Below are 14,478 nucleotides of genomic sequence, written 5' to 3' on the forward strand. Positions count from 1 at the left end.
AAGAAAACAATTTAACGCTTTTTAATTTTTTCAAAAAAGATGAATAAATAACAAAACTTACCCCTTACAAAACAATTTTAGCATTATTTATGCAAAAAACATAATCATAAGTCAAAATATAGGCATTTAAATAAACGATATTTAACAAACAAATACTAACTCAAAAAATAACAAAAATGTTAAAATAGCAAAACAAAGCGCCAATCCATGTTAACATATTTCATAATAACACAATACCGAAATAGTATAATATCAGTTCATTATCAAAAGAGTACATCACTATGAACAAAGCTAAACAGCATCAGCATGTAATAAAAGCATTTTTCATACCACACAAAAAGGATAGAAAACATGTCAAAAGAGAAGAAAAACGATCAAAAAAAGAGGTTCAAGAATGGAGTTAAACAATATTAATACAAAATATTTATAAAAATTATCTATTACTTTTACCGACAACTTTATATGTTTAAAAAACTCTTTTCTAAAATAACTCAATGAATAGAGTAACTATTTACATTAATAAAAAACATCAAAAATGAAAAAGAAAACATCAACACTTGTATTAGTCAGCTTACTTTCGGGCAGTTTGTTATTCAGCTCTTGCATCGGTTCGTTTGGCTTATTCAACCATTTAAAGACATGGAATCAAAACATTAGTGACAAGTTTGTAAATGAGTTGGTTTTTTTAGCATTGCACATTGTTCCAGTATATGAAGTCGCCTATCTTGCCGACGTATTAGTTATAAATTCTATCGAATTCTGGAGCGGATCCAACCCTATGGCGAATATTGGAGATGTAAAGAAGGTTAAAGGAGAAAGTGGAGATTATTTAGTTACCACTCTTGAAAACGGATATTCAATTACTAAAATTGGTGAAAAGCAATCAATAGAACTTATTTATCAACAAGAAGACAATACTTGGAATGTCGTTTCAAATGGCGAGAGCACTAAGCTTCTAAAAATGAACAATGATGGTACAGCAAATCTATATTTGCCAAACCAAAAAGAAATGACCGTGACGTTAGATGCTCAAGGCATAATGGCAGCAAGACAAATCACATCGAATGGCATTCTATTTGCCGCTCGCTAAAAGTTAATCAAAGCTTCTTTAAGAGTTTGCATAGAACTCAGAAATAAAATAGGAGGAAAATAAAATTTATTTTCCTCCTATTTTATTATTCGATCACAGAATAAGCCACGTATAATGCTTAAAAAAAATGAAGAGCATTGCATCAATCAAGGCGAAGCTTTACCAACAAAGAGGGTTGTTTCAAGCAGAAAAACCCTCAGACCACCGCATTAAAAAGGATAACCTACTGCAAAGTGAAAAGCAAAATCTCTCTTAAGATTAGGATGAAAGATGGGATATCGATCGCGACCGCTTTCATAAAGTGGATTAACAGCTTTCATACCTCCATCAAACCGTAGAATAAAGAAATCCAAGTCTAACCGCAATCCCAACCCGTATGCCATAGCAATCTGTTTATAAAACGTATTAAACTTAAAAACGCCACCTGGTTGATTCTCGTAACTACGAATGGTCCAAATATTACCGGCATCAATAAAAGCGGCTCCTTGAAATTTCCAAAACAAACGACTCCGGTATTCAATGCTCGCATCAAATTTGATATCACCCGATTGATTCAGCTGAATACCATCACCGGGGAAAATTCCGGGTCCTAGACCACGAACGGTCCACCCCCTTACACTATTAGCTCCACCGGAAAAGTATTGTTTCTCAAAAGGGATCGTCTTGGCATTTCCATAAGGAACAGCTACCCCAACTCCAAAATGAAAAGCAAACGAATTACGATGATCTATCCGTATATTCTTCGCAAAGTCAAATTCCCCTTTCACATACTGAGCATAAGGAATTCCCAGGATAGCATACTCTCCATCACTATTCTTATGCATCCGTATAGCTTTCGAAAAAAGATACATCAGATTACCGGCAGACTCAATATTAAATCTTATCGAATAAGAATTGGAGGTCAACGTATTATTAACAAGGTTCGTCCCGCGACTATTATAATTATAATTATACCCCATACGTATAATGAGACGATTCCGATAGTTATATTGGAAGATGGAATTCTGGCCTTTATTAATGTAGTCCTCTTCAAATTTATCAGAGATCCATGGCAAATATAAAAAGCCAATATCCATAAGATCGACACGATGATGAATACGTTGGCGCTGAGACCATTTATAACTCAACGAAGCTGAAGCCATCGTTCTAGAAAACTCCGGGCGCAATTGGTAATTATACTGCAAACCCAATTCCGTTGTCGCACGGATATTCCGCCTATAGTCCGAAGATAAGAAAGGAAACAAGAAATTAGGGAAATTAATACTAGACTCCACAGCATACTCCGTATAATTATTGTTTCCATAACCGGCTTGTAATCCGGATATGGCCTCATAAGCCCCACGAAACTTAATCATAAAAGTCTCAGACCCCTTGAATAAGTTCCTATTTTGGAAAGAGACCGATGCCGCAGCACCTAAATCACCTGCAGAGTTTGTTCCTTCCACTTCAAAAGCAATCGACTTATGCTTACTTTTAGTCAGCAGCACATAACAGCTTAATGCATTTGAATCCTTCTGAGATTCGAAAAAACGAATATTAGTATATTTCAACGCAGACAAACGCCCAAAGTTAGAGTAAGTACGCTGCACATCCCGAGCCTTATATAAATCGCCAACCGAAAAACGCAAATTATCGGTTAGCACTTTAGGACGTAAATACAATTTCTCATTGTAATAAATAGGATATGACTTATAGTGAATCGAATCATTCACCTCAATACCAGCTAACGCCGATGATTTAAGAACCTCATAGTCGGTTATAAAACTAATCTGATCAATCGTATATTGCTTATGAGGTTTTGCCGTATCGGCTGCGAATGCCTTATACCCCTGAAGATGCAAAGTCAAATCGACTAATTTAGTCTGTCGCACCGTATCAGCAATATAAGTCATATAATCCTTATTAAACTTATAATATCCCATCTGCAACAATTGGTCAGAAACCCGTTGCCGCTCAGCATCCAACACATTAACATCAAAAATCATACCATCTTTCAATAAGCTGGCAGCCGAATCTGCTTTCAAAATTTGTGCGATATTCTCATCATCGACTATGCGTTTGACACGACGAACGATATATGGATCGCCTGCTTTTACCGAATAGCACAGTTTAATTTTCTTTCTTTTCTTTTGCTCAGAAACAGAAACCGTCGCTCCCATATATCCCATATTTCGAACAGCCTTAGCAATTTCCTGTTGAGAACGTTGAGATTCATTCAAATCGTAAATCACAGGCTCATCCCCCATGCGGCGAAGCGTTCTATTGATCCAACGAGTAGAGTCGCGCCCAGAAAGGTTGTAAATGTATAATTGAGTTTTAAAAAGACTAAACCATTTAGCATTCGGATTCTGCCGAAGATAAATCATCAAAGATGAGGGCTTTACATTTTTATTGTCCGTCTCAATCCGGACATCATCCAATAAATAAGAACCTTCCGGAACATATTTAGTTGCGGAACAAGAGAAGAGAGAGAGTAAGACTGTGACAGTAAAAAAATAAAGAAGTCTTTTCTTCATATATACGGTTAATCTAATCGCCTTAATAGTTTCAAAACACAAAGATAATTCTTATTTCTTGCTAAAAAAAACTATAAGATTAAATTAACAACTCCAAGGCTATTTCCTAAAAGATCAAGGCCACCCGTTGCCTTGAATGAATGTGAAACATCAACTCTCAGAGAACCCAGCGACAAGAAACCTCGGTAAAACAAGCAAATTATCAAGAATTCTTTATAGCTTTGTCCTAAATATAAGAAAGAGGATAATGGCATTAAGTAAAAATAAGATAAAGTATATTCGTTCATTAGAACAAAAAAAGAGTCGCAAAGAAGAAGGTATTTTTTTAGCAGAAGGCCCCAAATTAATAGGAGACCTTCTACCCTATTTCCATTGTCGCCTGATCGCTGCGACGCCTCAATGGATAAAAGACAACCCTAACCTACGAGCCGATGAGATTATCGAGGCCACTCCCGATGAATTATCACGAGCTAGCCTTTTAAAAACACCGCAACACGTACTTGCTCTCTTTGAGCAACCACAACATACTCTAAACGCGGAAGCCATTTCCCAGAAACTAACGATTGCATTAGATGACATTCAAGATCCGGGCAACTTAGGCACAATTATTCGTTTAGCCGATTGGTTTGGCATAGAGAACATTATTTGCTCCTCAAATACAGTAGACGTTTATAATCCCAAAGCCATACAAGCCACAATGGGAGCCATAGCACGCGTAAAGGTACATTATACCCACTTGACCGACTTCATCAAAACCCTAGGTGAAACACCAATCTTTGGAACTTTCTTAGAAGGAGAAAACATCTATAACCAACCCCTCCCAAATCATGGAATCATCATCATGGGAAACGAGGGAAATGGAATTAGTAAAGAAATAGAAGAATGGGTCAACCATAAATTATATATCCCCAATTATCCACAAGAGCGGGCCACTTCAGAATCACTAAATGTAGCTATAGCTACCGCAGTTGTCTGTGCCGAGTTTCGCCGTCAAGCTTCATTGAAGTAAAATCAAAAGGAAAAAACAGATAAGCAACCATCGTCTGGTCGTTTAAGATCAAACGATCGACCATCTCCTTATTAGAGTCGGTGAGATGAGAGAAAACCGCTTTTTGATGGGTAAATAATGATGAAACCACCGCTATGAGGGTTTCATCATTATTTATATTAGGACTTGCAGGTAATATAACGATCACACCAGGGTGCCATTCAACCGATTCCACTTCATCATCCAAAGCAAAAACGGCAGCAACCCTCCCTATGTCATCAACCGACACACCTGATTGTTTAAAAAAACCTCTATCAGGAATATAGATATAATGCGCTGCAAAATTCTTCATCACAATCTTCGATCTACCGTCTCGTCGGTTGAACAACCCGCTGTTGTCGGTTGCGCTGTGAGCGCTGACGCTCCAGACGTTGATTTTCGATACGTCGCTCAGTGGCAACTTGTTCAGGACTCTTATCCGTTTGAATCACGGTACGATTACGATTGAGTTCGCCCGGGGCCACCCGCTGTTGATTGCCAATCGGTTTAACGTTGGGACGAATTGAATCCGACGTTTTTCTGATAGAATCTTTCTTTACCGTAGTCGTTTTAAACGAATCACGAGCACTTGAAAGCGAATCGTTACAATGATAACGAACCAAACGAATATCATTAACTAAAAGAGATCCGGTCGTTTTATGCCTTTTAGATAGGAAAATAAAACCACGCAATTCTTTTATTGACCCCAATGAATCGGCATATAACTTAATCGTTCGTTCCCCAGATTTAGCAATCTGTTCCGTACGAGTCACCACACTATCATTCTGGAAAACAAACTGCATATTAATAATTGCACGACGAGTGGTATCAATCACAGGATCGATAAAACGATAATTCGCCGTCCACACCAAAGTATCACGATCTTTAAAGTTCGTATCGGTTGGAATTGTAAACGTATAACTATTATTAAGCTCAGAAGCCGTCAGACGAATAAAACGCTGAGCTCCCCAAACATCAATACTATCGCCAGGCTCAGTCACAAGAGGTCGCTTATGCCGCATGGCCACAAGATGATTGATCTCATCCTGCTCCGCTTTCATCCGTTTAGATAAACGCTCATAAATTTTCGTCAACACCAATGTATTACGGGTATACCAGACCATTGAAGAATCAAACTGAGCTTGCGTAATTCCATGTTCTTTAAACACCGCATTCAGATATACAGCTTTTTTATAATTATCTTCATACGACAAGTTATCACCCATAGCTTTCGCCAAGTGATAATCGTATAAAAAATCCTCTATCTTCGATTCCGGAATGATATTATCAGGACGCTTCACCTCACAAGAGACTAAGGACAGAAGCAACAAGCTTACAAAAACTATCGGGAATCGAGAACGTACTTTCACCATTTACTTACTCTTTTTATCAACAAAGTGACAAGATTCATTTAAATATTTGCTATAAAACAAAAGTAGAGCAATGATACCGCAGCTAATCGCAGCATCGGCAAAATTGAAGATCGGACTAAAGAAGACGAAATGATCTCCCCCGATAATCGGCATCCATGAAGGCCAGTTGGTTTCAATGATAGGGAAATAGAACATATCGACCACCTTACCATAAAACCATGTTGAATACCCGCCACCTCCAGGCATAAAGCTAGCGATTTGAGAATGAGTACTCTCATTGAAGATGACTCCATAGAACACGCTATCAATAATATTTCCTAAAGCTCCCGTAAGGATCAGAGAAATACATACGATGTAACCCGTTTTTAGTTGTCTCTTGACAATCTTGTATAAATAACGTCCAATCAGTACGACTGCAACAATACGGAATAAGGTCAAGAACAATTTTCCAAAAATCTCCATACCAAAAGCCATACCGTTATTCTCGGTAAAATAGATATAGAACCAATCGGTCACATGAATACTTTCATGCCAATACATATGCGTCTTAATCCAAACTTTAATAAGCTGGTCAATGATCAGAACCGAAAAAATAACAAGTAAAGCAATATTTCCCTTAGTCAGTAGCTTTTTCATGTGTAATAATCGTTATAAAAACAAAGACATAAAGATGTAAAACACCGGAATGCGGAGCTTTACATCTTCATGTCTTTACAGTATTAAAATTCATTTACCTTTTACCACCGTTCTTTGCTTCAATGCTCAATGTCGCATGAGGCACAGCACGTAAGCGTTCGGCTGGAATCAATTTGCCGGTTTCACGACAAATGCCATACGTTTTATTTTCAATTCGTACAAGTGCAGCTTGTAAACCCTGAATAAACTTCAACTGACGTTGAGCCAATTGAGTCGTTTCTTCCTTTGAAAGAGCATAAGCACTGTCTTCAAGAGTTTTATAAGTTGGCGATGTGTCATCGGTATTATTACTATCCAATCCCATCAAACTTCTCTTCAATTGATCGTAATTACGCTGAGCAACTTCTAGTTTCTCCATAATAATGGCGCGGAACTCTTCTAATTCCTCGTCTGAATATCTAGTCTTCTCTCCCATAACCTTAGGTGTTTAAAAAGTGTATTAAATTTATGCTTTAATCACCTTGACGAATAATGAAAAATCATCAAAGCTAAGTTCCACACCGTCGACCACTTCATCAACTAAGTCGAATCCATCGGATAAAGCGAGAACTTGGTTACAAATATACTCTTTATTTTCAATTACCGCATCATCTGTTTGAGGATTTTTTGACAACTCAATCTTGATTTTATCGGTAATTTCAAATCCGCTAGACTTACGAATATTTTGAATGCGATTCACCAATTCACGGGCGATACCTTCACGACGAAGTTCTTCGGTGATCGTCACCTCCAAAGCTACAGTCAGCTTACCTTCATTGGCAACCAACCATCCCGGAATATCCTCACTGAAAATCTCAACATCCGAAGCCTCAACAACAGCTTCAACGCCATCAAGATTGAGCGGATAAGAGCCATTCTTTTCAAGTTCTGCAATAGCCTCTTGAGACAGTTCAGCCACAGCAGCCGCAACCGCCTTCATTTGTTTACCAAACTTCGGACCGAGCTTCTTAAAATCACATTTTACTTTCTTCACCAAGACTCCGGCAGCACCGTCAACGAAACGAATCTCTTTCACATTCACCTCATTTTCAATCAATGCGCGAACAGCCTCTACATGCGACTTCTGTTCGTCACTAACCACAGGAATCATAATACACTGTAGCGGTTGACGTACTTTAATGTTCACCTTACGACGCAAAGCAAGTACCATGGATGTCACGTCTTGAGCCATCTTCATACGAGCCTCAAGGTTTGCATCAATAAGAGCCTCATGACACTCAGGGAATTTAGCCAAGTGCACCGATACCACAGAATCACGACCGGTAACTGCGATCAGATCAGAGTATAAACGATCGGCATAGAACGGAGCGATAGGCGCCATCAATTTAGCCACCGTCTCCAAGCAAGTATATAGCGTCTGATAAGCCGACAGTTTATCTTGAGTAAACTCACCACCCCAGAAACGTTTACGATTCAAACGCACAAACCAGTTCGATAAGTTATCATTCACAAAATCAGAAATCAAACGACCAGCCTTAGTCGGCTCATACTCATTATAACAAACGTCGACTTCTTTCACCAACGAGTTCAGTACAGAAAGCACCCAACGGTCAATCTCAGGACGATCATTCATTGGCACATCAGCCTCTTTATAATCAAATCCGTCTACATTGGCATAAAGAACAAAGAACGAATACGTATTATATAAGGTACCGAAGAACTTACGGCGAACCTCTTCTATACCTTCAACATCAAACTTCAAGTTATCCCAAGGCGAAGAGTTGGTAATCATATACCAACGCAACGGGTCAGATCCGTATTTCTCGATCGTCGTAAATGGATCCACCGCATTTCCCAAACGCTTAGACATCTTATTACCATTCTTATCGAGCACAAGACCATTAGAGATCACCGCCTTATACGACACGCTATCGAACACCATAGTTGCAATGGCATGAAGTGTAAAGAACCAACCACGGGTTTGATCCACCCCTTCAGCAATAAAGTCAGCCGGATACACCTCACGTCCATCCAACAACTCCTTATTCTCAAACGGATAGTGAATCTGTGCATATGGCATCGCACCCGAGTCGAACCAAACATCAATCAAGTCCGTCTCACGCTTCATCGGTTTACCTTCTTTAGAAACCAAAACGATATCATCCACATACGGACGATGCAAATCGATCTTATCGTAATTATCGGCAGCATAGTCGCCCGGTACAAATCCATTCTCTTTGTATGGGTTAGAAGACATCAAGCCTGCAGCTACCGCCTTTTCGATCTCATGATATAATTCTTCAACCGATTCGATGCAGATCTCCTCGCTGTTATCTTCAGTACGCCAAATAGGTAACGGCGTACCCCAGTAACGCGAACGGCTCAAGTTCCAATCGTTCAAGTTTTCCAACCATTTACCAAAACGACCCGTTCCGGTAGATTCCGGTTTCCAATTGATCGATTGATTCAACTCCATCATACGTTCCTTACAAGCCGTAGAACGAATGAACCAGCTATCCAACGGATAATAAAGCACCGGTTTGTCCGTACGCCAGCAATGAGGATAATTGTGGACATGTTTCTCGATCTTGAAAGCCAAATTAGCCGCCTTCATCATCATACAGATGCTCACGTCAAGCGATTCATCTTGATCGGTCAACTGCGGATCGTATGCATTCTTCACAAAACGACCGGCAAACTCTTTATATAATTCAACGTTTACACGCTCTTGTACAAACGCCTCATCTAACTCATCAATAGCGTAAAATTTACCCGTTAGATCGACCATCGGACGAAGTTCTCCCTTCGTATTGATCAATTGTAACGGTGGTACACCGGCAGCTTTAGCCACCTGAGCATCATCAGCACCAAAAGTTGGAGCGATATGGACAATACCCGTACCATCTTCAGTCGTCACATAATCTCCCGGAATAACGCGGAATGCACCCTCACCCGGATTCACCCATGGCATGAGTTGTTCATATTCCATTCCGACAAGGTCAGTCCCTTTATATTCGGCAACCACCTTAAATGGAATCAACTTATCACCCGGTTTATACTCTTCAAGAGCCAATTCGGCCGCTTTCGGATTAAAGTGTGTATTCAACAACGCTTTAGCTAAAACCACCGTGATTGGTTCACCGGTATAAGCATTATAGGATTGTACAGCGACATAGTCAATCTTCGGTCCCACACACAAAGCCGTATTTGAAGGCAAAGTCCATGGTGTAGTGGTCCAAGCAATGAAATAAGGGGTTCCCCAAGTCATCATCTCCGCCTTTGGATTCTTCATCTTAAACTGAGCAACGACTGTTGTATCCTTTACATCGCGATAACAACCCGGTTGGTTCAATTCATGTGAGCTCAATCCGGTTCCGGCAGCAGGAGAATACGGTTGAATGGTATAACCTTTGTAAAGGAGGCCTTTCTTGTATAATTGCTTGAGCAACCACCATAACGTTTCAATATAGCGATTATCGTAAGTGATATAGGGATCTTTCATATCCACCCAATACCCCATCTTATGAGTCAAGTCTTCCCATTCTTTGGTAAACTTCATCACGTCTTTACGACAAGCGGCATTATATTCGGCTACAGAAATAGATTTTCCAATATCCTCTTTGGTAATTCCCAAAGCTTTCTCTACTCCAAGTTCAACAGGCAATCCGTGTGTATCCCATCCGGCCTTACGTTTCACCTGATATCCCTTCATCGTTTTGTATCTGCAGAAGATATCCTTAATGGAGCGTGCCATTACATGGTGAATTCCCGGCATTCCGTTTGCCGAAGGAGGACCTTCGAAAAACACAAACGAAGGGCACCCTTCACGTTCTGTCATACTCTTGGCGAAAACATGGTTGTCATCCCATTTCTTCAGCACATCTTTATTGACCTGAGAAAGGTCAAATTGTGAATACTCTGTAAATTTCTTAGCCATTGTTATATTTTTGTTTTTTCGATTTTATCTAATATTCGATTTTATCTATTCTTTTTTGAGAAAGTCTCATTTTTAAGGGTGCAAATTTACAAAAACATTTGTTTAATCGCACAAAATAGTTCGACTTTTAATTGCCCAAACCTCAATGCGTTGGTTAATTTGGTTCTTCTTTTATTGAGTTGAAAAAAAATAACCCATTCAAATTTCATCATTATACCTCGTGTTCAAAAGTACCGTACGCCAGAAGAATGAGCACCGCATCTCACGAGCTCAACGACCGTACTCCACAAGAATAAGCACCGTACTCCATGGCAATGAGCACCGTACCTCACGAGCTCAACGATCGCATCTCACGACGACGAGCACCGCATCTCTTGTAAGTCTGTTTTTTGAAAACAAATTTTCAATTAGCCGATTTCACCGGCTCTACACCAGAATTTAAAACACGAGACAGAAGTTTGAGTTTTAAAGAATGATCTTTTAAAGCTCAAACACTTTTTAATCGCCCTCTAATCACCAATCAATCGCCCTTTAATCACCCTTTAATCGCCCTTTAATCGCCAATGACCTTAAAACGGGCAAAACGAAGTAATAACTGTTTTTCGCCAACATTCCTAAAACGAATGGTCGCCTTGGCATTTTCATTCAGACCTTCCACCGCAATCACTTCACCCACACCGAAACGTTCATGTTCGATCATTTGCCCAACAGCGACCCCAAAGCTGTTCGTTATACCGGCAGGAGGCGCAACTCTAGTCCCCTCAGCGGCCGGATTCAACTTTCTTAATTTCTTAGGTAGCGTCGGAGCGATCAAGGCTTCCTTCGGTTGATCACGGTCGGCCGTTCGACTAAATCCACCTTCTATTTCACGACGAAAACGTCCGGCATGTTCACTGACCGATCGTCCCAAAAGTTCCTCATTAGGTACCGTTAAATAACTGCTATCAATATCACGCAAGAAACGACTAGGGGTACCAAACTCCATTTTCCCATACCGATATCGAGTTTTGGCATACGACAAAAAGCAATGATCCTCAGCACGAGTGATGGCAACATAGAATAATCGACGTTCCTCTTCAAGCGCTCGTAAAGAATCACCTCCCATGGAACTTGGAAATAGATTTTCCTCCAGACCGACCACGAACACATTCTTAAACTCCAACCCTTTGGCCGCATGAATGGTCATCAAGGTGACCTTCTGATCATCTTCCGTCTGATCGGTATCTTGATCGCTCAACAAAGCAATCTCAGAGAGGAAATCGGTCAACGAAACCTTATCATTATCCTCTTCACGACGCAATTCACAAAAGTCGTTCAACCCATTCATCAACTCTTCAATGTTTTCCTTACGACTCAGATTCTCGGGCGAATTGTCTTGACAGACCTCATTGATGATCCCTGAAGCCCGAATGACCTCCGAGCCGACCTCATAAGCGTCTTTTTCGGCATGGCTTGCCATAAAACTCTCTATCAGTTCGCGAAATCCCTGGAGCTTAGTTTGCGTTCCCTTATTCACCTCAAGTCCATAAGTCAGCGGCTCGCACACCACCGACCACAAGCTCACGCCATTCGCCATCGCAGCACCCACAATCTTTTTCAAAGTGGTGTCACCAATCCCACGAACCGGATAATTGATAATACGTTTAAAGGCCTCTTCATCATCGGGGTTGACAATCAGACGAAAATAAGCGATCACATCTTTGATTTCTTTCCGTTGATAAAACGACAGTCCACCATAAATCCGATAAGGCATATTACGCTTACGCAATGCTTCCTCAAAGATACGACTCTGGGCATTCGTACGATAAAGAATCGCAAAATCAGCATAACTATACGACGACTGTTTACGTAATTCCGCAATCTTATTCACCACAATTTGTCCTTCTTCAACATCACTATAAGCCTGAATCACGCCTAATGGTTCTCCCCGATCTTTCTCAGAAAAGACCTCTTTCCGAATCTGATTCTGATTTTTACGAATCAGACTATTAGCTGCACAAACGATGGTCTGAGTCGACCGATAATTCTGTTCTAGCTTAAAGAGTTTCGCCTCCGGAAAGATCTTTGTAAAGTAAAGGATATTCTCGATATCAGCTCCACGAAACGAATAGATACTCTGGGCATCATCCCCCACCACACAAACCCGGCGATTCACTTGCGAGAGTTGAAGCACAATGCTATGCTGAGCGAAGTTGGTATCTTGATACTCATCCACTAAGATATAGCGAAACTGATCCGCATAACGACTCAATACCTCCGGATGATCACGAAATAAGACATAAGTATAAAACAATAGATCATCAAAATCCATCGCATTCGCTTGACGACAACGATCCCAATAATAACGATAGATCTCATGAATCAGCTCCATTCGGTTCGCTCGATCAGCCTCCATGGCCTCACGATTCACCGCATACCGCGAGGGAGTGACCAGATGATTCTTTGCTTTTGAGATTTGCGCTTGCACCACTCCCGGCTTATAGGTTTTCTCATCGAGCCCTAACTCTCGAATGATGGAGCGCAACAAACTTTTACTATCTGCCGAATCGTAAATTGTAAAATTAGAGGTGAAGCCCAAACATTGAGCTTCTGCACGCAAGATACGAGAGAAAATGGAATGAAAGGTGCCCATCCATAAATAACGTGCACGTTCCGGACCAACCTGTCGAGCAATACGTTCTTTCATCTCTCGAGCGGCCTTATTCGTAAAAGTCAACGCTAAGATGTTCCACGGCTCATACCCGTTTTCCATCAGATAAGCTATCTTATAGGTTAGCACGCGCGTTTTGCCCGAACCGGCTCCGGCAATCACCAATGAAGGACCTTCATTATAGACCACCGCCGCACGCTGACCTTCGTTAAGTTCGTTTATATAGTTTGTATTCATGATCATATCCTGAAAATCGTAACACAGAGAATAAAACTCTATGAGATGCAGCACGCATCTATCGGCAAAAATAGAACATTCACCGCAAAGATTCATCTTTTTGGATGTATTTTTCCATCGGCCCATGCGTAAGGCCATTCCCAATCATTACAAATGCCGATCATTACGAAAACAGAGAAAGGCAAATTTAATAAAGCTCAATTCCCTCTAATGGGTCGGAGCCACAAAAATGAACATATTTCAAAAAACGTTTGTTATAAGAATACATCACAATTTATTCAATTTTAAAAGTTAAAATTATGAGCTACGAAATAGTAAAACTACCTTATGCGAACGACGCATTAGAGCCTATCATCAGTAAACAAACGATTGAATTTCATTACGGAAAACATCTTCAAGCGTACGTCAATAACTTAAACAACTTGGTCCCGGGTAGCGAGTTCGAAGGAAAGACTGTTGAGGAGATTGTAAAGACTGCTCCGGATGGTGCAATCTTTAACAATGCCGGTCAAGTACTCAACCACACGTTATATTTCCTTCAATTCACGCCTCATCCGACTAAAAAGGCACCGACAGGTAAACTCGCTGAAGCAATCGTACGCGACTTTGGTAGTTTGGAAAATCTACAAAAAGAATTAAATGCCGCATCAGTCGGATTGTTCGGCTCAGGATGGGCCTGGCTATCGGCCGATTCAAATGGCAAACTGCACATCACTAAGGAAGCTAACGGTAGCATACCATTACGTCACGGTTTGACTCCATTACTCGGATTCGACGTTTGGGAACATGCTTATTATCTCGATTTCCAAAACCGCCGAGCAGATCATATTGCACGCCTTTGGGATCTGGTGGATTGGAACACCATCGAGAACAGAATGCTTTGAAGTGCAACTCACAAATACACCATTAGAGTTTATTTAAACTAAAAAAAAGACTTCAATGCGCACCACTATTTTAAAACCATTTATATTGGCTTTTACGGCAATTACGCTTTTCTCGCCCATGCTTAAAG

Annotated in this window: 11 protein-coding genes; 4 read left to right on the forward strand and 7 right to left on the reverse strand. The window is 40.4% G+C overall.

The features are described from left to right. Positions 1-281: 281 nt before the first annotated feature. Both AC4PG5_RS05200 and AC4PG5_RS05205 read left to right on the forward strand, forming a co-directional pair. A complete protein-coding gene (locus AC4PG5_RS05200) occupies positions 282-404 on the forward strand; it encodes a hypothetical protein (RefSeq protein WP_492030368.1) in 123 nt (40 codons plus the stop codon). Positions 405-535: 131 nt separating this feature from the next. Further along, positions 536-1,090: a DUF3332 domain-containing protein gene (locus AC4PG5_RS05205; protein ID WP_492030369.1), complete on the forward strand. Its 555-nt coding sequence runs from the start codon at positions 536-538 to the stop codon at positions 1,088-1,090. A gap of 209 nt (positions 1,091-1,299) precedes the next feature. Here AC4PG5_RS05205 and tamL read toward each other — a convergent pair whose 3' ends face one another. Beyond that, complete coding sequence (tamL, locus tag AC4PG5_RS05210) at positions 1,300-3,606, reverse strand: translocation and assembly module lipoprotein TamL (protein WP_492030370.1); 2,307 nt, start codon at positions 3,604-3,606, stop codon at positions 1,300-1,302. A gap of 244 nt (positions 3,607-3,850) precedes the next feature. Between tamL and AC4PG5_RS05215 the strand changes: the two genes are divergently transcribed. Beyond that, positions 3,851-4,615: a TrmH family RNA methyltransferase gene (locus AC4PG5_RS05215; protein ID WP_492030688.1), complete on the forward strand. Its 765-nt coding sequence runs from the start codon at positions 3,851-3,853 to the stop codon at positions 4,613-4,615. On the opposite strand, the gene AC4PG5_RS05220 is transcribed toward AC4PG5_RS05215, so the two are convergent. From AC4PG5_RS05220 to AC4PG5_RS05245, 6 genes are all read right to left on the reverse strand, one after another. Next, positions 4,566-4,946 (reverse strand): hypothetical protein, encoded by a 381-nt coding sequence (locus AC4PG5_RS05220; RefSeq protein ID WP_492030371.1) that lies wholly within the window; start codon positions 4,944-4,946, stop codon positions 4,566-4,568. The genes AC4PG5_RS05215 and AC4PG5_RS05220 overlap by 50 nt on opposite strands. A gap of 13 nt (positions 4,947-4,959) precedes the next feature. Further along, positions 4,960-6,006, reverse strand: coding sequence for a DUF4296 domain-containing protein (locus AC4PG5_RS05225; protein WP_492030372.1), 1,047 nt, complete (start codon positions 6,004-6,006; stop codon positions 4,960-4,962). Beyond that, entirely contained in the window at positions 6,007-6,642 is a 636-nt protein-coding gene (locus AC4PG5_RS05230; RefSeq protein WP_492030373.1) for a lipoprotein signal peptidase, read from the reverse strand. Positions 6,643-6,736: 94 nt separating this feature from the next. Next, positions 6,737-7,117 carry a TraR/DksA family transcriptional regulator gene (locus AC4PG5_RS05235; RefSeq protein ID WP_492030374.1) on the reverse strand — a complete coding sequence of 127 codons (381 nt, stop codon included), beginning with the start codon at positions 7,115-7,117 and terminating at the stop codon, positions 6,737-6,739. 30 nt (positions 7,118-7,147) lie between these two features. Then, positions 7,148-10,579, reverse strand: a complete 3,432-nt coding sequence (ileS, locus tag AC4PG5_RS05240; protein ID WP_492030375.1) for an isoleucine--tRNA ligase — start codon at positions 10,577-10,579, stop codon at positions 7,148-7,150. Between the two features lie 553 nt (positions 10,580-11,132). Further along, complete coding sequence (locus AC4PG5_RS05245) at positions 11,133-13,466, reverse strand: ATP-dependent helicase (protein ID WP_492030376.1); 2,334 nt, start codon at positions 13,464-13,466, stop codon at positions 11,133-11,135. 299 nt (positions 13,467-13,765) lie between these two features. Here AC4PG5_RS05245 and AC4PG5_RS05250 point away from each other — a divergent pair, with 299 nt between their 5' ends. After that, the gene (locus tag AC4PG5_RS05250) at positions 13,766-14,350 is read left to right on the forward strand and encodes a superoxide dismutase (protein ID WP_492030377.1); all 585 of its coding nucleotides are present in this window, start codon (positions 13,766-13,768) and stop codon (positions 14,348-14,350) included. Positions 14,351-14,478 lie beyond the last annotated feature (128 nt).

This window comes from Bacteroides sp. QWL-09 (genome assembly GCF_058683585.1).

Excerpts from the sequence above, each read along its gene's own strand:
- AC4PG5_RS05200 (WP_492030368.1), top strand. The coding sequence starts at position 282 with ATGAACAAAGCTAAACAGCATCAGCATGTAATAAAAGCATTTTTCATA.
- AC4PG5_RS05205 (WP_492030369.1), top strand. The coding sequence starts at position 536 with ATGAAAAAGAAAACATCAACACTTGTATTAGTCAGCTTACTTTCGGGC.
- tamL (WP_492030370.1), bottom strand. The coding sequence starts at position 3,606 with ATGAAGAAAAGACTTCTTTATTTTTTTACTGTCACAGTCTTACTCTCT.
- AC4PG5_RS05220 (WP_492030371.1), bottom strand. The coding sequence starts at position 4,946 with ATGAAGAATTTTGCAGCGCATTATATCTATATTCCTGATAGAGGTTTT.
- AC4PG5_RS05225 (WP_492030372.1), bottom strand. The coding sequence starts at position 6,006 with ATGGTGAAAGTACGTTCTCGATTCCCGATAGTTTTTGTAAGCTTGTTG.
- AC4PG5_RS05230 (WP_492030373.1), bottom strand. The coding sequence starts at position 6,642 with ATGAAAAAGCTACTGACTAAGGGAAATATTGCTTTACTTGTTATTTTT.
- AC4PG5_RS05235 (WP_492030374.1), bottom strand. The coding sequence starts at position 7,117 with ATGGGAGAGAAGACTAGATATTCAGACGAGGAATTAGAAGAGTTCCGC.
- ileS (WP_492030375.1), bottom strand. The coding sequence starts at position 10,579 with ATGGCTAAGAAATTTACAGAGTATTCACAATTTGACCTTTCTCAGGTC.
- AC4PG5_RS05245 (WP_492030376.1), bottom strand. The coding sequence starts at position 13,466 with ATGAATACAAACTATATAAACGAACTTAACGAAGGTCAGCGTGCGGCG.
- AC4PG5_RS05250 (WP_492030377.1), top strand. The coding sequence starts at position 13,766 with ATGAGCTACGAAATAGTAAAACTACCTTATGCGAACGACGCATTAGAG.